The 22,902-nt window shown below is 74.9% G+C and carries 1 protein-coding gene (cut by a window edge); it reads right to left on the reverse strand.

Annotated elements, in window-relative coordinates; genetic code table 11:
- Window positions 1-22,902, reverse strand: partial view of a type I polyketide synthase gene (locus ACZ53N_RS03980; RefSeq protein ID WP_469139396.1) — the 3' portion only. Its footprint extends 5,499 nt past the window's final position; 22,902 of the gene's 28,401 nt are visible here — the last part of the coding sequence; its start codon lies beyond the right edge, outside the window; its stop codon occupies window positions 1-3.

Consider the following 22,902-nt stretch of genomic DNA (forward strand, 5'->3'; position numbering starts at 1 on the left):
TCAATCGCGCGACGCGTCGGACTGGTTGTCGAGGGCGGCACGGACCAGGTCGTCCAGGGCCATGGAGTCGATGGACTCCTCGGGCCCGTCCTCCGGTGCGGGGTCTGCCGTGCCCCGTCCGGCCAGTTGCAGCAGGGGTTCCAGTACGCCGATGTCGCGCAGCTGGGCGAGTGACACCGTGGACAGCAGGGACCGGATCTCCGCTTCCTCGTCGTCGGTGGTGTCGGTGGTGCCGTCCTCGTCGGGTACGAGCTGCCGCAGCATGTGCTCGGCGAGGGCGGCGGGGGTCGGGTGGTCGAACACGAGGGTGGCGGACAGGCTCAGACCGCTGGCCGCGTTGAGTTGGTTGCGCAGTTCCACGGCGCCCAGGGAGTCGACTCCGAGGTCCCGGAAGGACCGTTCGGCGCCGACGGCGTCCCGGTCGGGGTGGCCGAGGACGTGGGCGGCCCGGGTGCGGACCAGGTCGAGCACCGCCTCGTGGCGCCTGCTGTGCGGCAGGCCCGTGAGCCGGTCGCGGAGGCCGCCGTCGGCCGTGCCGCCGCCGTCCTGCGGTGTGGTGGCCGCGATCGCGGCCTGGTAGCCGGGGAGTTCCCGCAGGAGCGCTGCCGGGCGGGCGGCGCTGAAGGCCAGCGCGAACCTCTCCGGTGCGACGTCGGCGACGACCGCCGTCGGTTCGGTCTCCATGACCAGTCGGCGCATGGCCTCCAGGGCCAGCTCCGGGTCCATCGCGCCGATGCCGGCCCGCTGGGCCGCCGCGTCGGCCGCGGCGCCGTCGGCCATGCCGCCGCCGCCCCAGGCGCCCCAGGCGATCGAGGTGGCCGACAAGCCCCGGTCCCGGCGGTGTTCGGCCAGCGCGTCGAGTACCGCGTTCGCCGCCGCGTAGTTGGCCTGGCCGGGGTTGCCGACGGCCGCCGAGGCGGAGGAGAACAGGACGAACACCGACAGGTCCAGCTCGCGGGTCAGCTCGTCCAGCAGGAACGCGGAGGTGACCTTGGCGCGGAAGACCGCTTCGAAGCGCTCCGGGGTCAGCCGGTCGAGGACGCCGTCGTCGAGGACGCCGGCCGCGTGCACCACACCGGTCAGCGGGTGCTCGGCCGGGATGTCCGCGAGGACGGCCTCCAGTGCGGTGCGGTCGGCGACGTCGCAGGCGGCGACGGTGACGCGGACGCCCAGGGCGAGGAGTTCGTCCCGCAGCGCGATCGCGCCGGGCGCGTCCTCGCCGCGGCGGCTGGTGAGCACCAGGTGCCGGACGCCGTCGTGGGCCAGCCTGCGGGCGACGTGGCCGCCGAGGGCGCCGGTGCCGCCGGTGATGAGCACCGTGCCGCTGGGGTCCCACTGCGGGCCGGACTGCTTTCCGGGTGCCTGCACCAGCCGTCGGCCGAAGACCGCGGCGGGCCGTACGGCCACCTGGTCCTCCCCGTCCGGGCCGGCGAGGACCGCGGCGAAGCCGGTGGCCGAGCGCTCGTCGAGGACCTCGGGGAGGTCGACGAGTCCGCCCCAGCGCTCCGGGTGCTCCAGGGCGGCGACCCGGCCCAGGCCCCAGACTGCGGCCTGGAGGGGGCTGCGCAGGGCCTCGGCCCGGCCCACGGACACCGCGCCGCGGGTGACGCACCACAGCGGGGCGCCGATCGTGGCGTCGCCCAGGGCCTGGAGCAGCGCGGTGGTGAGGGCGAGCCCGGTGGGCGCGCTCCCGTCCGCGGTCTCCCGAAGGGCCAGCAGCGAGACGACCCCGGCGAACGGCGTGCCGCCCGCGGCGAGTTCACGCAGCTGTCCGGCGAGGGTGGCGCGGTCGGCGGTGTCCGCCACGTCCAGCCGCGCCACGTCGGTGCCGAGTGCGGCGAGCACCTCGGTCGTCCAGGCGTCGTCGTCCGGTCCGGCGGGGACCACGGCGAGCCAGGTGCCGGCGGGCCGTGCGCCGCGGGTCTCGGTCAGCGGCTTCCAGACGATCCGGTGCCGCCAGCCGTCGACGACGGACTGCTCCTGCCGGGCGCGACGCCAGTCGAGCAGCGCCGGGAGCACCTTGGAGAGGGTGTCTCCCCCGACGCTCAGGACGGACTCCAGGGAGGCGAAGTCCTCGCGCTCGACCGCGTCCCAGAACTCACGGTCGGTGGCGTCTGCTGCCACTTGGGACGCCACCGGGGCCGCCGGCCGGTCGTCGGGCCAGAAGCGGGCGTGTTCGAAGGCGTACGTCGGCAGCTGGGCCCGGCGGGCGCCGGTGCCCGCGTAGAAGGCGGACCAGTCGGGTACGACGCCGCCGAGGTGCAGCCGGGCCAGCGCGGTGACGAGGGTGGTCTCCTCGCCGTGGCCCTTGCGCAGGAGGGGTACGGCGCGTGTCGCCTCCGGTGCGGACTCCCGGGCCAGGGCGGACAGCACCCCGTCGGGGCCCAGCTCCAGCAGGGTGGTCACGCCCCGGCCGGTGAGGGCGCGGACGCCGTCGGCGAAGCGGACGGCCTCGCGGACGTGCCGCACCCAGTACTCGGGTGTGCACAGTTCCTCGCCGGTGCTGATGTCGCCGGTCAGGTTCGACACGACGGGCACGGTGGGCCGGTGGTACGTCAGTTCCTCGGCGACCCGCCGGAAGTCGGCCAGCATGGGGTCCATCAGCGGCGAGTGGAAGGCGTGGCTGACGGGCAGTCGCGTCGTCTTGCGCCCCTGGTCCGTGAAGTGAGCGGCGATCACGAGGACCGCCTCCTCGGTGCCGGAGACGACGACGGCGTTCGAGCCGTTGACCGCGGCGATCGCGACCTCGTCGGTCAGGAGCGGGGTGACCTCGTCCTCGGTGGCCCGCAGGGAGACCATGGCGCCACCGGTGGGCAGGGCCCGCATCAGGCCCGCCCTGGCTGTCACCAGGCGGCACGCGTCCGCCAGTGAGAAGACGCCCGCGGCGTGCGCCGCGGCGACTTCGCCGATGGAGTGGCCGCCCAGGAACTGCGGCCTGACGCCCCAGGACGTCAGGAGGCGGAACAGGGCCACCTCGACGGCGAACAGGGCGGGCTGGGCGTAGCCGGTGTTGTCGAGGGCCCGCGCGTCCTCGCCCCACATCACCTCCCGCAGCGGGCGGTCGAGGCTGACATCGAGATGGGCCAGCACCTCGTCGAGGGCGTCGGCGAAGACGGGGAACCGCTCGTACAGCTCGCGGCCCATGCCGAGACGCTGGCTGCCCTGCCCGGAGAACAGGAACGCGGTCCGGCCGGCGCGGCCGGCCTCGCCCTCCAGGACGTGCGGGGCGAGGTCCCCGGCGGCCAGCGCGGTGAGGCCGTCGAGGAGGGTGTCCCGGCCGGTGGCCAGGACGGCGGCCCGGTGCTCGAAGGCGGTCCGGGTGGTCGCCAGGGCGTACGCGAGGTCGCCGACGGTCGCGTCGGGGTGCGCGGTCGCGTGGTCGAGGAGCCTGCGGGCCTGGGCGCGCAGCGCGCCGGGCGTCTTGCCGGACACCAGGACCGGCAGGGTGCCGGTGTCCCGGGCGGGTCCGGCCGGTGCCGCGGCGGGCTCGGCGCCGGGTGCCTGCTCCAGGATCACGTGGGCGTTGGTGCCACTGGCGCCGAACGCCGAGACGGCGGCGCGGCGCGGGCGCCCGGCGTCGGGCCAGTCCGTCGTCTCGGTGAGCAGCCGGACCGCGCCGGCCGTCCAGTCCACATGGGTGGTGGGGGTGTCGACGTGCAGGGTCTTCGGCAGCGTGCCGTGGCGCATCGCGAGGATCATCTTGATGACGCCCGCCACGCCCGCCGCGGCCTGGGTGTGGCCGATGTTGGACTTCAGCGAGCCGAGCAGCAGGGGCCGTTCCCGGTCCTGGCCGTAGGTCGCCAGGAGTGCCTGGGCCTCGATCGGGTCGCCGAGCTTGGTGCCGGTGCCGTGCGCCTCGGCGGCGTCGACGTCGGTGGTGGACAGTCCGGCGGCGGCCAGGGCGCGGCGGATGACGCGCTGCTGGGCGGGGCCGCTGGGGGCGGTGAGGCCGTTGGAGGCGCCGTCCTGGTTGATGGCCGAGCCGCGCAGGACCGCGAGGACCTGGTGGCCGTTGCGCCGCGCGTCCGAGAGGCGCTCGATGACGAGCATGCCCACGCCCTCGGACCAGCCGGTGCCGTCGGCGGCGTCGGAGAACGCCTTGCAGCGGCCGTCGGCGGACAGCGCGCCCTGGGCGCTGAACTCGATGAACCCGGTCGGGGTGGCCATGACGGTCACACCGCCGGCCACCGCGAGGGAGCACTCGCCGTTGCGCAGGGCCTGGGCGGCCAGGTGCAGGGCCACCAGCGACGAGGAGCAGGCGGTGTCCACCGAGACGGTGGGCCCGTTCAGCCCGAAACTGTAGGCCAGCCGGCCGGAGAGGAGGCTCGCCGACTGGGCGGTCTGCCACTCCCCGAACTCCACCGGCGGGCGGTAGTCGCCGCTGCCGCCGCCGACGAAGACGCCGGCGTCGGTGCCGCGCAGGGTGACGGGGTCGATGCCCGCCCGCTCCAGCGCCTCCCAGGCGGCCTCCAGCACGATGCGCTGCTGGGGGTCCATGACCAGGGCCTCGCGCGGGGAGATCCCGAAGAAGCCGGGGTCGAACTCGGCGGCGTCGTAGAGGAATCCGCCGTGGCCGGTGGCGCTGCGGCCGCGGCCGCCCGGTCCGCCGGAGAGCAGGTCGTCGAGGTCCCAGCCGCGGTCGGTGGGCAGTTCGCCGACCGCGTCGGTCCCGTCCATGACGAGCCGCCACAGGTCCTCGGGGGAGCGCACCCCGCCGGGGTAGCGGCAGGCCATGCCGACGATGACGACGGGGTCGTCGGCCAAGTGCCCGGTGGGTACGGCGTCGGCCGTGGTCCCGTGGGCCTCGGTCAGCTCGCCGAGCAGTTCGGCCTTGAGGTGGTCGGCCAGCACGGCGGGCGTGGGGTGGTCGAACGCGAGGGTCGCGGGCAGGGTCAGTCCGGTCGCGGTGGTGAGCTGGCCGCGCAGGTCGACGGCGGTCAGGGAGTCGAAGCCGAGGCCCCGGAAGGGCAGGTCGGCGTCGACGGCGTCGGCGCTCGCGTGCCCGAGGACCACGGCGACCTTGTCGCGGACCACGTCGAGGAGTTCGGCGGACCGCTCGGACTCCGGCAGGGCGCGCAGCCGCTGCCGCAGCGTGTCCGCGGCGGACTGCCCGTCCAGGCTCCCGCGAGCGAGGGCTTCGACGGCCGTACGGGCCTCCGGCAGCTCCGCGAAGAGCGCGGTGCGGCGGGTGGCGGTGGTGGCGGGTGCGAAGGTCTCCCAGCGCACGTCGGCGAGGGTGAGACCGCTGTCGTCGTCGGTGACGGCGTGGGCGAGTGCGGTGAGCGCCGCCTCGGTGTCCATGACGGGCAGGCCGCTCAGTCGCAGGTGCCCGGTCATGCCCGGGTCCGTCGTCTCGGCCCAGGCGCCCCAGGAGACGGTGAGGGCGGCGGCGCCCCGGGCGCGGCGCCGGGTGGCGAACGCGTCCAGGAGGGCACAGGCCGCGGCCACTTCGCCCTGCCCGCGGACGCCCCAGACCCCGGCGATGGTGCTGAAGAGGACGAACGCGTCCAGGGGCCGGTCGCCCAGTGCGGCGTCGAGGGTGGTCACAGCGGTGAGCGCGGCCGTGGCGTCGGTGCCGGTCTCCTCGTCGGCGTGGACGACCGCGGTCAGCGGGGCCCCCTCCGGGAGGGCGTCCAGCAGGTCCGTCAGGGCGGCGGAGCCGGGGGCGCCGGTGAGGTCGCAGGCGGCGATCGTGACCGTGACGCCCAGCCCGGTCAGCTCGGCCTCGAGGTCGGCGGCGCCGGGAGCGTGCGCGCCGTCCCGGCCGGTGAGCACCAGGTGCTCGGCACCGCGGTGGGCCAGCCAGCGGGCGACGTGGCCGCCCATCACTCCCGTGCCGCCGGTGACGAGCACCGTGCCGGACGGGGTCCACGCGGCGGAGGAGGAACGGCCGGCGCGCACCAGACGCCGCGCGAACACCCCCGAGGGGCGGATCGCGAGCTGGTCCTCACCGTCGTGGCCGCCCAGCGCGGTGGCGAAGCGGTCCGCCGTGCGCGCGTCGAGGGTCTCGGGCAGGTCGGCCAGACCGCCCCAGCGGTCCGGGTGCTCCAGCGCGGCCACCCGGCCCTGGCCCCATACGGCGGCTTGGCCGGTGTTGGCCAGGGGGTCCGAGCGGCCCACGGAGACCGCGCCACGGGTGACGCACCACAGGGGCGCCTCGATCCCGGCGGCGTCGAGCGCCTCCAGCAGATCGGCCGGCCATGCGGCGGCCGCGGGGAGCGCGGTGTCCCCGGCGGTGGCGGCGAGCAGGGACACGACGGCGGTGTACGCGCCGTCGTCGCCCTGTGCCCGCGTCAGATCGGCCAGAGCGGCGCGGTCGGTGACGTCGGCCTCGACGCGGACGGTGTCCTCGCCGAGCGCGGTGACGGCGGTGCTGAGCCACGCGTCGTCGGTGTACCCGGCCGGCACGATCACCAGTCGGCGGCCCTGCGGGACGGCGGTGGCGGGCGCGGTGAGGGGCTTCCAGGTGACCCGGTAGCGCCAGGCATCCGCGACGGACTGCTCGCGACGGCGGCGGCGCCAGGACGACAGCGCCGGCACCATCGCCGTCACCGTCTCCCCGTCCAACTCCAGCGTGTCCGCGAGCGACCCCAGGTCCTCGCGCTCCACCGCCGACCAGAACTCCGCGTCCACCGGATCCACCGACCCGGCCACCGGCGCCGCGACCACCTCCGGCCAGAACCGCTCCCGCTGGAACGCGTACGTCGGCAACTCCACCCGCCGCGCACCCGAACCTTCGAACAGGGCCGGCCAGTCGACGGGCACCCCGTGCACGTGCAGTCGGGCGGCCGCGGTGACCACGGCCCGCTCCTCGCCCCGGTCGCCGCGCAGCACCGGCACGACGGCCGGCTCGGGCTCCTGCCCGTCGAGGGCGCGCCGGACCAGCGCGGAGAGCACTCCGTCGGGGCCGAGTTCGAGGAAGGTCGCCACACCGGCGGCGCGCAGGGTGTGGACGCCGTCGGCGAAGCGCACGGCCTCACGGACGTGCCGCACCCAGTACTCGGCCGTGCACAGTTGCTCGGGGTCGGCGAGAGCGCCGGTGAGGTTGGAGACGACGGGGATGCGCGGTGCCGTGAACGTCAGACCGTCCGCGACGGCGCGGAACGCGTCCAGCATCGGGTCCATCAGCGGCGAGTGGAACGCGTGGCTCACCCGTAGCCGTGTCGTGCGCCGGCCGTCGGCGGCGAACCGCTCGGCGGTCGCCAGGACGGCTTCCTCGGCGCCGGAGACGACGACGGCGTTCGGGCCGTTGACCGCGGCGATCTCGACGCCGTCGGTCAGGAGCGGGGTGACCTCGTCCTCGGTGGCCTCCACCGCGAGCATCGCCCCGCCCGCCGGCAGCGCCTGCATCAGCGTGGCGCGGGCGGCGACCAGCCGGCAGGCGTCCTCCAGGGAGAGCACGCCGGCCACATGGGCGGCCGTGATCTCGCCGATGGAGTGGCCGCCGACGAAGTCCGGGGTGATGCCCCACGACTCGACCAGGCGGTACAGCGCGACCTCGATCGCGAACAGCGCGGGCTGGGTGAAGCCGGTACGGTCCAGCAGGTCCGCCTCGGCGGTGTCCGCCTCGGCGAACAGCACCTGGCGCAGCGGGCGGTCCAGTTCCAGGTCCAGGTGGGCGAGGACGGCGTCCAGGGCCTCGGCGAAGACGGGGAAACGCCCGTACAGTTCGCGGCCCATGCCGGGTCGCTGGCTGCCCTGTCCGGAGAACAGGAACGCGGACGAGCCCGACGTGCCGCGCAGGCCGCGCGCGGCCTCCGTCACCCCGTCGGCGCCGGCCAGCAGCACCGCGCGGTGCCCGAAGACGGAGCGGCCGCTCGCGAGCGAGTACCCCACGTCCACCGGGGACAGTTCGGGGTGGTCCGCGGCGAAGGAGGTGAGCCGCTCGATCTGCTCGCCGAGCGCCTCGCGGGTCCGGCCGGAGACGACCCACGGCACGACGGCGGGTGCGGTCGTGTCCACGGGCCCGGCTTCGGGCGCCGCCTCGGCCGACGGTGCCTGCTCGACGATGACGTGGGCGTTCGTGCCGCTGACGCCGAAGGCGGAGACGCCCGCCCGGCGCGGGTGCCCGGTCTCGGGCCACTCGGCCGGCTCGGTCAGCAGCTCGACGGCGCCCGTCGACCAGTCGACGTGCGACGAGGGCGCGTCGACGTGCAGGGTCTTCGGCAGGGTGCCGTGGCGCATGGCCAGGACCATCTTGATGACGCCCGCCATGCCGGCGGCGGCCTGGGTGTGACCGATGTTCGACTTGACCGCGCCGAGCAGCAGCGGCCGCTCCCGGTCCTGCCCGTACGTGGCGAGCAGCGCCTGGGCCTCGATCGGGTCGCCGAGCGTGGTGCCGGTGCCGTGCGCCTCGACGGCGTCGACGTCGGCGGCGGTCAGGCCCGCGTCGGCCAGGGCCTGACGGATGACCTGCTGCTGTGCCGGGCCGTTGGGCGCGGTCAGGCCGTTGGACGCGCCGTCCTGGTTGACGGCGGTGCCGCGCACGATGGCGCGGACCTCGTGTCCGTTGCGCACGGCGTCGGAGAGGCGCTCCAGGACGAGGATGCCGACGCCCTCGGACCAGGCGGTGCCGTCCGCGCCGTCGGCGAAGGCCTTGCAGCGGCCGTCGGGGGCCAGGCCGCCCTGGGTGCTGAACTCGACGAAGGAGTCCGGGCCGGACATCACCGACGCCCCGCCGACGAGTGCCAGTTCGCACTCGCCGGAGCGCAGTGCCCCGGCCGCCCAGTGGGTGGCGACGAGCGACGCCGAGCAGGCGGTGTCGACGGTGACCGCCGGGCCTTCCAGGCCGAGCGTGTAGGAGAGCCGGCCGGACATGACGCTGGCGGTGTTGCCGGTCGCCACATAGCCCTGGACGTCGGAGGCCGAGCGGCGCAGCAGGGTGGGGTAGTCCTGGCCGTTGGTGCCGACGAAGACGCCGGTGCGGGAGCCGCGCAGCGACGCGGGGTCGATGCCGGCCCGTTCCAGGGCCTCCCAGGTGGTCTCCAGCAGCAGCCGCTGCTGGGGGTCCATGGCCAGGGCCTCGCGCGGGGAGATCCCGAAGAAGGCGGCGTCGAAGTCGGCGACACCGGTGAGGAATCCGCCTTCGGCGGTGGCGGAGGCCCCGGCGGCGAGGGCGCTGAGGTCCCAGCCCCGGTCGGCCGGGAAGGCGGAGATGCCGTCACGGCCGTCGGCGAGCAGGCGCCAGAGGTCCTCCGGGGAGGAGACGCCGCCGGGGAAGCGGCAGCCGATGCCGACGATCGCGATCGGGTCGTCGTCGGCGGGGCGGGCGGCGGGTGTCGTCACCACGGCGCCGGGCAGTGTGCCCGCGATCTCGGCCAGCAGGAACTCCGACAGCTCCAGCAGGGTCGGGTGGTCGTAGACCAGGGAGGCGGGCAGGCTCAGGCCGGTGGCCGCGGCGAGCCCGTTGCGCAGTTCGAGCGCGGTCAGCGAGTCGAAGCCCAGGTCCTTGAAGGCCCGGTCGGCCTCCACCCGTGAGGCGTCGGTGTGGCCGAGGACCGCGGCCACCTGGGTGCGCAGCAGGTCCACCAGGAACCGGCCGCGGTCGGCCTCGGGCAGCTCCGCGAGGCGGCGGCGCAGCGCGGGTTCGCCGCCGGTGGCGGTGTCCGCCGCGGTGCCGGTCGTGCCGGCCCGGCGCATCTCGGGAAGGTCGGCGACGAACGGCGCGGGCCGGACGGCCGCGACGGTGGCGGCGTAGCGGCTCCAGTCGATGTCGGCGAGGGCGAGGACGGTGTCGTCGTGCTCGATGGCCTGCTTCAGCGCGGCGACGGCCCGCTCGGGGGCGAGCGGTGCGAAGCCGCCGCGGCGTACGCGGCTCTCGACGTCGGCGTCGACGGCGACCATGCCGGACTGGGCCCAGGGGCCCCAGGCGAGGGAGGTCGCGGTCAGGCCGGTGGCACGGCGGTGTTCGGCGAGGGCGTCCAGGTAGGCGTTGGCGGCGGCGTAGTTGCCCTGTCCGGCGGCGCCGAGGGTGCCGGCCGTGGAGGAGAACAGGACGAACGCCGACAGGGCGGTGTCCTGGGTCAGCTCGTGCAGGTTGCGGGCCGAGACGGCCTTGGCGTTCATGACGGCGGAGAAGTTCTCCGGTGTCAGGTCGGCCAGGACGCCGTCCTCGACGACGCCCGCCGTGTGGATGACCGCGGTGAGCGGCCGGTCGGCGGGGACGGCGGCGAGTACGGCGGCGAGCGCGTCGCGGTCGGCGGCGTCGCAGGCGGTGACGGTGACGTCGGCGCCCAGCTGCTGGAGTTCCTCGCGCAGCGCGTCGGCGCCGGGGGCGTCCGGGCCGCGGCGGCTGGTGAGCAGCAGGTGCTGTGCACCGCTGCGGGCCAGCCAGCGGGCGACGTGGCCGCCGAGTCCGCCGGTTCCGCCGGTGATCAGCACGGTGCCGGTCGGGGCGAACACGCGGCGTACGGGCCGGTCCGCGGCGGGGCTGTGGGCGAGTCGGCGGACGAAGACGCCGGAGGCGCGGACGGCCACCTGGTCCTCGCCGTCGGTCCGGGCGAGGACGCCCGCGATACGGCGGGCGGTGTGGGCGTCGAGCTGCTCGGGCAGGTCGAGGAGACCGCCCCAGCGCTGCGGATTCTCCAGGGCGGCGACGCGGCCGAGTCCCCAGACCGCCGCCTGTGCCAGGTCCTGGACGTGCTCGGAGCGGCCGACGGCGACGGCGCCGCGGGTGACGCACCACAGGGGCGCGTCGAGTCCGGCGTCGCCCGCGGCCTGGACGGCCGCGGCCGTCAGGGCGAGTCCGGCGGGCACGCCGGGGTGTCCGGCCCGCTCGTCGTCGGTGAGGGCGAGCAGCGACAGGACGCCCTCGAAGCGGACGCCCCCGTCCTGCAGTTCGCGCAGACGCCCGGTGAGGGCGGCGCGGTCGGGTGCGGACACCTCGACGCGGACGGTCTCCACGCCGAGGCCGTCGGTCAAGGCGCGTGTCCAGGGGTCCTGCTCGGAGCCGACCGGGACGAGGACGAGCCAGGTGCCGCGCGGGGCGGCGGTGGCGGGCGCGGTGAGGGGCTTCCAGGTGACCCGGTAGCGCCAGGCGTCGGCCACGGACTGCTCGCGACGGCGGCGGCGCCAGGACGACAGCGCCGGCACCATCGCCGTCACCGTCTCCCCGTCCAACTCCAGCGTGTCCGCGAGCGACCCCAGGTCCTCGCGCTCCACCGCCGACCAGAACTCGGCATCCACCGGATCCACCGACCCGGCCACCGGCGCCGCGACCACCTCCGGCCAGAACCGCTCCCGCTGGAACGCGTACGTCGGCAACTCCACCCGCCGCGCACCCGAACCCGCGAAGAATCCGGACCAGTCGACCGACACCCCGTGCACGTGGGCGTCGACGAGCGCGGCGGTGATCGCCGACTCCTCGGGGCGGCCCCGGCGCAACAGGGGGACCAGCACGGTGTGCACGTCGTCGGCGAGGCTCTCACGGGCCATTCCGCAGAGCACGCCGTCGGGGCCGAGCTCCAGGAAGGCGCGTACGCCGTGCTCGGCCAGCCAGTTCACCCCGTCGGCGAAGCGGACCGCGTCGCGGACGTGGCGCACCCAGTAGGCCGGGGAGCACACCTGCTCGGCGGTGGCGAGCCGGCCGGTGAGGTTGGACACGAAGGGGATGGTGGGCGCGTGGTAGGTGACGTCGTCGGCGACGCGGCGGAAGTCGTCGAGCATCGCGTCCATCAGCGGCGAGTGGAAGGCATGGCTCACCCGCAGGAGCCGGGTCTTGCGCCCGTCGGCCTCGAAGCGGGCGGCGATGTCCACCACGATGTCCTCGTCGCCGGAGACGACCAGCGAGGAGGGGCCGTTGACGGCCGCGACGGACACCCGGTCGACGTGGTCGGCCAGCAGCGGGAGGACCTCGTCCTCGGTGGCCTGGATCGCCGCCATGGCGCCACCGGCCGGGAGGGCCTGCATCAGCCGGCCGCGCGCGGCCACGAGGGCGCAGGCGTCCTCCAGGGACAGCACCCCGGCGACGTGCGCGGCGGCGAGTTCGCCGATGGAGTGCCCGGCGAGGTAGTCGGGCCTGATGCCCCAGGACTCGACGAGGCGGAACAGTGCCACCTCGACGGCGAACAGGGCGGGCTGGGCGTAGCCGGTCGCGTCGAGCAGCTCCGCTTCGGGTGTGCCGTCCTCGGCGAAGATCACCTCGCGCAGGGGGCGGTCGAGGGCGGTGTCCATCCGGGCGATCACGGAGTCCAGCGCGTCGGCGAACACCGGGTAGCGCTCGTAGAGTTCGCGGCCCATGCCGGGTCGCTGGCTGCCCTGTCCGGTGAACAGGAAGGCCAGCCGACCACGGCCCGCGGTGCCCTGGAGGACGCCCGGGGCGGGGGTGCCGTCGCGCAGGGCCTCAAGGCCGCGCAGCAGTTCCTCCCGCTCCCCCGCCACGACGCCCGCCCGGCGGTCGAAGCCGGTCCGGGACGTGGCCAGGGAGAAGGCCAGGTCGGTGAGGTGGAGCCCGGGCCGCTCGGCGAGCAGGGACAGCAGACGGTCGGCCTGGGCGCGCAGGGCGCTGTCGCTCTTGGCGGACAGCGTCAGGGGCACGATGCCGGGCGCGGGAGCCGTCGGTTCCTCGGCAGGGGGTGCCTCGGCGGGCGGTGCCTGTTCGAGGATGGTGTGCACGTTGGTGCCGCTGAGTCCGAAGGAGGACACGCCGGCCCGGCGGGCGCGCCCGGTCTCGGGCCACTCGGCCGGCTCGGTCAGCAGCTCGATGGCGCCCGCCGACCAGTCCACGTGGGACGAGGGGGTCTCGGCGTGCAGCGTCCTCGGCAGGACGCCCTCGCGCAGCGCCATCACCATCTTGATGACGCTCGCGACGCCGGAGGCCATCTGGGTGTGGCCGATGTTGGTCTTGACCGACCCGAGCAGCAGCGGCCGCTCGCGGTCCTGGCCGTAGGTGGCCAGCAGGGCCTGGGCCTCGATCGGGTCGCCGAGCGCGGTGCCGGTGCCGTGCCCGTCGACCGCGTCGACGTCGGCGGGCGTGAGGCCGCCGTTGGCGAGGGCCTGGCGGATCACGCGCTGCTGGGAGGGGCCGTTGGGGGCGGTCAGACCGTTGGAGGCCCCGTCCTGGTTGATGGCGCTGGCGCGCACCACGGCGAGGATGTCGTGGCCGTTGCGGCGGGCGTCGGAGAGCCGCTCCAGCAGGACGAGGCCGACGCCCTCGGCGAGGGTCATGCCGTCCGCGTCGTCGGAGTACGCCTTGCAGCGGCCGTCGACGGCGAGGGCGCGCTGGCGGCTGAAGCCGATGAAGGCGTTCGGGGTGGCCATGATGCTGACGCCGCCGGCGAGCGCGAGGGAGCTCTCGCCGTTGCGCAGCGATTGGCACGCGAGGTGCATGGCGACCAGCGAGGAGGAGCAGGCGGTGTCGAGCGTGACCGCGGGGCCCTCGAAGCCGAAGAGGTAGGAGACCCGGCCGGAGAGGATGCTGGAGAGGGTGCCGGTGACCATGTGGCCCTCGGAGCCCTCGGTGGCGTTGGCGGCGCCGGTGCCGTAGTCCTGGTAGCTCGCGCCGATGAAGGTGCCGGTCGAGCTGCCCCGCAGCGAGTCGGGGTCGATGCCGGCGCCCTCGAGTGCCTCCCAGGCGGTTTCCAGCAGCAGCCGCTGCTGGGGGTCCATGGCGAGCGCCTCACGGGGGGAGATCCCGAAGAAGGAGGCGTCGAAGTCCGCGACGTCCCGCAGGAATCCGCCCTGGACGGAGTACGTCTTGCCGTGGCTGTCGGGGTCCGGGTCGTAGAGCCCCTCGGCGTCCCAGCCGCGGTCGGCGGGGAAGCCGGAGACGGCGTCGGTGCCGTTCATGACGAGGTCCCACAGCGCCTGCGCCGAGCCGACCCCGCCGGGGTAGCGGCAGCTCATCCCGACGATCGCGATCGGCTCGTCGGTGAGTGCGGCGGAGGCCGCCGGGGCGGCCGCGGCGATGCCCGTGCCCGCGATCTCGGCGCGCAGGAACTCCACGAGCGCGAGGGGGGTGGGGTAGTCGAAGACCATGGTCGTCGGCAGCCGCAGCCCGGTGATCTCCCGGAGGCGGTTGCGCAGGCCCACGGCGGTCAGCGAGTCGAAGCCGACGTCGCGGAAGGCACGCTGGTCGGACAGTGCCTCGGAAGAGGTGTAGCCGAGGACGCCCGCGGCCTCGGAGCGGACGAGCTCCAGCAGTTGGCGTTCCTGCTCGACGGCCGGGAGGGCCCGCAGCCGGGCCGCGAACTCCCCTTCGCCGCCCTTGCGCGTGCTCTGCTCGGCGGCCTCGGCCAGTCGGCGGACCTCGGGCACCTCGTCGAACAGCGTGGTGGGACGGCCGGAGGTGAACACCGGGTGGTAGGTGTCCCAGGCGACGCCCGCGATGGCGAGCACCGTCTCGTCGTCGTCCAGGGCGCGCCGCATGCCGGCCAGTGCCAGCCGGGCGTCCATGAACTCCAGGCCGCTGCCGCGGATCTGGTCGGGGTCGACCCGGCCGAGGCCGAGGTCGTCGGCCCAGATGCCCCAGTGCAGGGACGTGGCGGTCACCCCGCGGGCACGGCGGTTCTCCGCGAGCGCGCTGACGAAGGCGTTGCCCGCCACATAGGCGGCGTGCTGTCCGCTGCCCCACATGCCGGCGGCGGACGAGAAGAGGACGAAGGCGTCGAGCTCGGCGTCGTCCAGGAGCTCGTCGAGGTTCTGCGCGCCGGCGACCTTGGCGTGGACGACCTTGGCGAAGGCCTCCATGGTGGTCTCCGCCAGCGAGTGCAGCTCGATGACGGCAGCGGTGTGGATGGCCGTGCGGATGGTGTGGCCGTCGGCCTTCAGGGTGGCGATCAGTTCGGCGAGCGCGTCGCGGTCGGTGATGTCGCAGGCGACGACGGAGGCCTCGGCGCCCTGTTCGGCGAGTTCGGCCACCAGCTCGGCGGCGCCGGGGGCGTTCATGCCGCTGCGGCTGACGAGGACGAGGCGCTCGGCGCCCTGGCCCGCGAGCCACCGCGCGATGTGGGGGCCGAGGGTGCCCGTTCCGCCGGTGATCAGTGTGGTGCCCCGGGGCGACCAGGCACGGTCCGGGTTCGGTTCACCGGCCGGGGCGGGGAGCACCCGCCGGGTGAAGACGCCGGAGGCGCGGATCGCGAGCTGGTCCTCGCCGGTGGCGCCGGCGAGGGCGGCGGCCAGGCGCTGTCCGGCGCGCTCGTCGAGCGTGCCGGGCAGGTCGATCATGCCGCCCCAGCGCTGCGGGTGCTCCAGCGCGGCCGTCCAGCCCACGCCCTGCACCTGCGCCTGCACCGGGTTGGTCACCAGGTCCGAGCGACCGGTCGATACCGCGCCACGGGTCACGCACCACAGCGGCGCGTCGATACCCGCGTCACCCAGCGCCTGGACGAGCGCGACGGTCAGCGCGAGGCCGGAGGCCAGCGCCGGGTACGCGGTGCTGGGCTGTTCCGCCGCCGCCAGCACCGAGACGATGGCCGCCACGTCGGCGGCGTCCCGCAGCCGGGCCGCGAGCACCGCGCGGTCGACGCAGGAGTCGTCCAGTGTCAGTCGGCGCACCTCGGCGCCCTGGCCGCTCAGCGCGGCCACCACGTCGTCGTCCGCGATGCCCTCGGCCGTGACCACCAGCCACGTGCCCGACAGCGAAACCTGCGGCACACCGCTGAGCGGCGACCAGGCGACGCGGTAACGCCACGCGTCCAACGCGGACTGCTCACGCCGCTGGCGACGCCACGACGACAGCCCGGGCAGCACGGCGGCGAGGGACTTCTCGTCGATGTGCAGGCTCGAGGTGAGGGCGGAGACGTCCTGCTGCTCGACGGCCGCCCAGAAGGCGTCGTCGGCGGGGTCCGTCGTGGCCGCCCGGTCGGTTTCGGAGGGCACGATCCACAGGTGCTCGTGCTGGAAGGCGTAGGTGGGCAGGTCCACCCGGCGGGCACCGGCGGCGGTGAAGTCCACCGGCCATGCGACGGCCGTGCCCCGGACGAACACCTCGGCCAGCGAGGTCAGGAAGCGGCGCAGACCGCCCTCGTCACGCCGCAGCGTGCCGGTCACCAGTCCCTGGCCGGTGGCGTCGTCGAGCATGTCCTGGACGCCGACGGTCAGCACCGGGTGGGAGCTGACCTCCACGAACACCCGGTGGTTCGTGTCGAGGAGCGACTGCACGGCCGCTTCGAACTCGACGGTGTTGCGCAGGTTGCGGTGCCAGTACTCGGCGTCCATGCCGCTGGTGTCCAGCCACGCGCCGGTGACGGTGGACAGGAACGGCACGTCGGATTCGCGGGGCCGGATGGGTCCCAGTTCGGACAGCAGCTCTTCGTGGAGGTCCTCGACCTGCGCGGAGTGCGAGGCGTAGTCCACCGCGATCCGCCGCACCCGGACACCCTCGTCCGTGAGCCGCGCGGCCAGATCGTCCAGACCCTCCGGATCACCGGAGACCACCACGGAACGGGGCCCGTTGACAGCGGCGACGGACACCCGGCCCGCGAACGCCCCCAACCGCTCCTCGACCTCGGCCACCGGCAGCGCGACGGACATCATCCCACCACGACCCGCCAGCCGACGACCGATCGCCTGACTCCGCAACGCCACCACCCGCGCGCTGTCCTCCAACGACAGCGCACCCGACACCACCGCAGCGGCGATCTCACCCTGCGAGTGACCCACCACCGCGTCCGGACGCACACCGTGCGCCTGCCACAACGCCGCCAACGACACCATCATCGCGAACGACGCCGGCTGGACGACGTCGACCCGCTCCAGGGAGGGGGCGTCGGGTGCCTGGCGCAGGACGTCGGTCAGCGACCAGTCGACGAACGGGCTGAGCGCGTCGGCGCACTGGGCGATGCGCTCGGCGAAGACGGGCGACTCCTCCAGCAGGTGGGCACCCATGCCCACCCACTGCGAACCCTGACCGGGGAACACGAACACCGTCTTGCCGTCGACGTCCGCGGCACCGCGCACGACGGCGGGCGACGACGCGTCGGCGGCGACGGCCCGCAGGCCGGTCAGCAGTTCCTCGCGGTCCGTGCCGACGACGACCGCGCGGTGTTCGAACAGCGAGCGGGCCGACGTCAGGGAGAAGGCGATGTCGGCCGGGCGCCGGCCCGGTTCGGCCTCCACGGCCGACACCAGGCGCGCCGCCTGGTCCCGTACGGCGGGCGCGCTGCGCGCGGACACCACCCAGGGGAGCAGCACGTCGCGCTCGCCCGCCGGGGCGGCGGGCTCATCGGCCGCCGGCTCCTCGGTGCGCGGCGCTTCCTCCAGCACCGCGTGGGCGTTCGTGCCGCTGATGCCGAAGGACGACACCGCGCAGCGGCGCGGCCGCTCCCCCGCCGGCCATTCGACGGGCTCGGTGAGCAGCTCGACCGCACCGGCCGACCAGTCGACGTGGGAGGAGGCGTTGTCGCTGTGCAGCGACTTCGGCAGCAGGCCGTGGCGCATCGCCATGACCATCTTGATGACACCGGCGACGCCGGAGGCCGACTGGGTGTGGCCGATGTTGGACTTGACCGAGCCGAGCAGCAGCGGCCGGTCCGCGTCGCGGTCGCGGCCGTAGGTGACCTGGAGGGCCTGGGCCTCGATGGGGTCTCCGAGCGGGGTGCCGGTGCCGTGCGCCTCCACCGCGTCGACGTCCGAGGGGGACAGTCGCGCGTTGGCGAGGGCCTGGCGGATGACGCGCTGCTGGGAGGGGCCGTTGGGGGCGGTCAGCCCGTTGGAGGCGCCGTCCTGGTTGATGGCGCTGCCACGGACGACCGCGAGCACGGGGTGGCCGTTGCGGCGGGCGTCGGAGAGCCGCTCGACGAGCAGGATGCCGACGCCCTCGGCGAGCGCGAAGCCGTCCGCCTCCTCGGCGAACGCCTTGGACCGGCCGTCGGTGGCCAGGGCCCGCTGGCGGCTGAAGGCCACGAACGGGTCGGTGGTCGTCATGACCGTGACACCGCCCGCGACCGCGAGGGTGGTCTCGCCGTTGCGCAGCGACTGGCAGGCCAGGTGCAGGGCGACCAGCGAGGACGAGCAGGCCGTGTCGACGGTGACGGCGGGGCCTTCCAGGCCGAAGACGTAGGACACCCGGCCGGAGAGGACGCTCGGCTGGCTGCCGGTGACCATGTGGCCCTCGGAGCCGGGCTCGGCGCCACCGCGCCCGTACTCCTGGTAGCTGGAACCGATGAAGGTGCCGGTCAGGCTGGAGCGCAGCGACGCGGGGTCGATGCCGGCCCGCTCGACGGCCTCCCAGGTGGTCTCCAGCAGCAGTCGCTGCTGCGGATCCATGCCCAGCGCCTCGCGCGGTGAGATCCCGAAGAACGCGGGGTCGAACTCGCCCGCCTCGTGCAGGAACCCACCCTGCGTCGTGTAGGTCGTGCCGGCCCGGTCGGGGTCCGGGTCGTAGAGGCCGGTGGTGTCCCAGCCTCGGTTGGCGGGGAACTCCGAGATGGCGTCCACACCGTCCGCGACGAGCCGCCACAGCTGTTCGGGCGAGGAGACCCCGCCCGGGTAGCGGCAGCTCATGCCGATGATCGCGATCGGTTCGTCGTCGGCCGCCGCCGAGGTGGCGACCGGGCCGGCCACGTCGATGCCGGCGCCGAGGATCTCGGCGCCCAGGTATCGCGCCAGGGCGAGCGGGGTGGGGTAGTCGAAGACCATGGTGGCCGGCAGGGTGAGGCCGGTGACCGTGCCGAGGCGCTTGCGCAGCTCCACGGCGGTCAGCGAGTCGAAACCGGCCTCGCGGAAGGCTCGTTGCTCGGGGACGGAGTCCGCCGAACCGTGGCCGAGGACCGCGGCGGCCTCGTCGCGAACGAGGTCCACCAGGAGCCGCTCCCGCTCCTCCTCGCCCAGGGCGCGGACGCGTGCGGCGTACTCGGAGGCGGCGCCGTTCTCGTGCTCGGTGCTCAGCTGGAGGGCGCGGATCTCGGGCAGGTCGGCGAGCAGCGCGCTGGGGCGCATCGAGGCGAAGAGCGGGAAGTAGCGCTTCCAGTCGACGTCGGCGACGGTGACGGTGACGTCCCCCTGCACGACCGCGCGCCGCAGTTCGGTCATGGCGGACCGCGGGGTGAGGAAGCCCAGGCCCTGGCGGACCAGGCTGTCGGAGATGGCGTCGTCGACGGCCATGCCGGCCTCGGCCCACGGGCCCCAGGCCACACAGGTCGCGGCCAGTCCGTGGGCGCGGCGGTGCTCGGCCAGGGCGTCGAGGTAGGCGTTGGCCGCACCGTAGGCGCTCTGGCCGCCGCTGCCCCACACACCGGCGATCGAGCCGAAGAGGACGAAGAGGTCGAGTTCGCGGTCCCCGAGCAGGGCGTGGAGGTTGGCCGCACCCGCGGCCTTGGCCGACGTCAGCTCGGCGAAGGCGGTGACGGGGGTCTGCTCCAGGGGCGCGGCCTGGCCGACGCCCGCGGTGTGTACGACACCGGTCAGCGGCAGCTCGTCGGGGATGTCCGCGAGCACGGCGGCCAGCGCGTCGCGGTCGGCGACGTCGCAGGCGACGATCTCGACGCGGGAGCCCAGCGCCTGAAGTTCGGCGCGGAGTCCGTCCGCGCCGGGGGCGCCGGGGCCGCGGCGGCTGGTGAGCACCAGGTTCTCGGCGCCGCTGCGGGCGAGCCAGCGGGCGACGTCGGCGCCGAGCGCCCCGGTGCCGCCGGTGATGAGCACGGTGCCGCGGGCGGTGAAGGCGGTCTCGGCGGGCAGGTCCTGGACAACGGCGCGGGCGAGGCGGCGGCCGGAGAGGCCGGAGGCACGGACCGCCACCTGGTCCTCGCCGTCGAGGCCGGCCAGGACGCCCAGCAGGCGCTGTACGACGTGCTGGTCGAGCACCTCGGGCAGGTCGACGAGTCCGCCCCAGCCGCGCGGGTACTCCAGGGCGGCGACGCGGCCGAGGCCCCACGCGGCGGCCTGGGCGGGCCGGGTGACGGGGTCGGCGGGGCCGGTCGACACGGCACCGCGGGTGGCGGTCCACAGCCGGGCACCGAGCCCGGTGTCGCCGAGTGCCTGGGTGAGGGCGACCGTCAGGGCGAGTCCGGTGGTGAGCGGCGGGCAGGCCGTGCTCGGGCGCTCGTCGAGCGGGAGGAGGGACAGGACGCCCGTGAGGCCCTCGGCGCCCGGGACGGCGGTGAGCCGCTCGGCGAGGACGCCCCGGTCGGCGCACGCGTCGTCGAGCACCAGGGAACGGGCCCGCGTGCCGTGGGTGTTCAGCGCGGCGAGCAGGGTGTCGTGGAGAGCGGCGTCCATCCCGTCGGTGGTGACGAGCAGCCAGCTGCCGTCCGCCGCGGGGGCGGCGGCCGCGCGCAGCCGGGTCCACTCGACGCGGTAGCGCCAGGTGTCGAGGAGGGCCTTCTCCTGGTTGCCCTGACGCCAGGAGGACAGGGCGGGCAGCAGCGAGCCGAGCGAGGAGACCTGGTCGTCCGCGAGGCCCAGGATCGTGGCCAGTTCATCGGCGTCGCCCCGCTCCACGGCGGCCCACAGCCGCTGGTGCGCGGGATCGGCGGACGCGTCGGCGGTCACCGGGGACAGGCCTTGCGGCCAGTAGAACTCGTGCTGGAAGGCGTACGTCGGCAGGTCCACCCGGTGGACGTCGAAGCCCGCGAAGAAGGCGGACCAGTCCACGCTCACGCCGTGCACCTGCAGGCGCGCCAGCGCCGCCGTGACGGTCTGCTCCTCGGAGCGGTCGGCGCGCAGCACGGGGACGAGCAGGGCGCCGTGTTCGTCGCCGAGGGTGTCCTGTGCCATGGCGGACAGCACACCGTCGGGGCCGAGTTCCAGATAGGTGGTCACGCCCGCGTCGCGCAGGGTGCGGACGCCGTCGGCGAAGCGGACGGCGCCGCGTACGTGCCGGGTCCAGTAGTCGGGGGAGCGCAGCTCCTCCTCGGTGGCGAGCCGCCCGGTGAGGTTCGACACCAGCGGGATGGCGGGTGCCGCGTAGGTCAGGCCCTCGGCGACGCGCCGGAAGTCGTCCAGCATCGCGTCCATGCGGGGCGAGTGGAAGGCATGGCTCACCCGCAGCCGCTTGGTCTTGCGTCCCTCCGCCGCGAGACGGTCGGCGATCTCCTGAACCGCGTCCTCGTCGCCGGCGACGACGACCGACGTCGGCCCGTTGACGGCGGCGATCGACACCCCGTCGGTCAGATGCGGCAGGATCTCTTCCTCGGTGGCCTGGACGGCCACCATGGCGCCACCGGCCGGCAGCGCCTCCATGAGTCCGGCCCGGGCGGCGACCAGCGCGCAGGCGTCGGTGAGGGTCAGGACGCCCGCGACGTGCGCGGCGGTGAGTTCGCCGATGGAGTGCCCGGTGACGTAGTCGGGGGTGACGCCCCAGGACGCCACGAGGCGGAACAGCGCCACCTCGATGGCGAAGAGGGCGGGCTGGGTCCAGCCCGTACGGTCCAGGAGGGCGCCGTCGGCCGAGTCCGCGGCGGCGAAGAGCACCTCGCGCAGCGGGCGGTCCAGATGGGCCTCCAGACGCGGGGTCAGTTCGGTCAGGACCGCGTCGAGGGCCTCGGCGAAGACGGGGAAGCGCTCGTACAGTTCACGGCCCATGCCGAGGCGCTGCGCGCCCTGGCCGGCGAAGAGGAACGCCGTCCTGCCGGGGTGGGCGGTCTCGCCCTCGACGAGGTGGGCGTCGGGCCGGTCGGCGGCCAGGGCGGCGAGCGCGCGCAGCAGCGCGTCGCGGTCGCCCGCCACCGCGGCGGCGCGCTGGTCGAAGCGGGAGCGGGTGGTCAGCAGGGAGTGCGCGACGTCGGCGGGGTCCAGCTCGGGGCGCGCCTCGACGTAGGACCGCAGCCGTGCCGCCTGCGCCCGGAGGGCGTCGCGGGTACGGCCGGAGATCAGCCACGGGACGACGGCTGTGGCCTTCGGGGCGGCCGGGGCGGTCCGCTCGGGAGCGGGGGCCGGGGGCTGCTCGATGATGGTGTGGACGTTGGTGCCGCTGATACCGAAGGAGGAGATGCCCGCCCGGCGGGGGCGGCCGGTCTCGGGCCACGCGGTCTGCTCGGTGAGCAGCTCGACGGCTCCCTCGGTCCAGTCGACCTTGCTGGAGGGGGCGTCGACGTGCAGGGTGCGCGGCAGGACGCCGTGGCGCATCGCCATGATCATCTTGATGACACCGGCGACACCGGCGGCGGCCTGGGTGTGGCCGATGTTGGACTTGACCGAGCCGAGCAGCAGCGGCCGGGTCTCGTCCCGGTCACGCCCGTACGTGGCCAGCAGGGCCTGGGCCTCGATCGGGTCGCCGAGGGTGGTGCCGGTGCCGTGGGCCTCGACGGCGTCGACGTCGGCGGGCGAGAGTCCGCCGCTGGCGAGGGCCTGGCGGATGACGCGCTGCTGGGAGGGGCCGTTGGGGGCGGTCAGCCCGTTGGAGGCGCCGTCCTGGTTGATGGCGCTGCCACGGACGACCGCGAGGACCGGGTGGCCGTTGCGGCGGGCGTCGGAGAGCCGCTCGACGACGAGCACACCGACGCCCTCGGACCAGCCGACGCCGTCGGCCGCGTCGGAGAACGCCTTGCAGCGGCCGTCCGCGGACAGCCCGCGCTGCTTGGAGAACTCGACGAACACGGACGGCGTCGACATGACCGTCACACCGCCGGCCAGCGCCAGCGAGCACTCGCCCGCCCGCAGGGCCTGAGCGGCCAGGTGCAGGGTCACCAGCGACGACGAGCAGGCCGTGTCGACGGTGACGGCCGGGCCTTCCAGCCCGAAGGTGTAGGAGACACGGCCCGAGACCAGGCTCGGGGAGGTGCCGCTGCCCTGGAAGCCCTCGAAGTCACCCCCGGCGAGTACGGCGCTGTAGTCGCTGTACATCACACCGGCGAAGACACCGGTCTGACTGCCGCGCAGGCTCACCGGGTCGATCCCGGCGCGCTCGACGGCCTCCCAGGAGGCCTCCAGCAGCAGGCGCTGCTGCGAGTCGGTGGCGAGCGCCTCACGCGGGCTCATGCCGAAGAAGGCGGGGTCGAACTCGCCCGCGTCGTGCAGGAAGCCGCC

This window comes from Streptomyces sp. NPDC033229 (assembly GCF_055576875.1).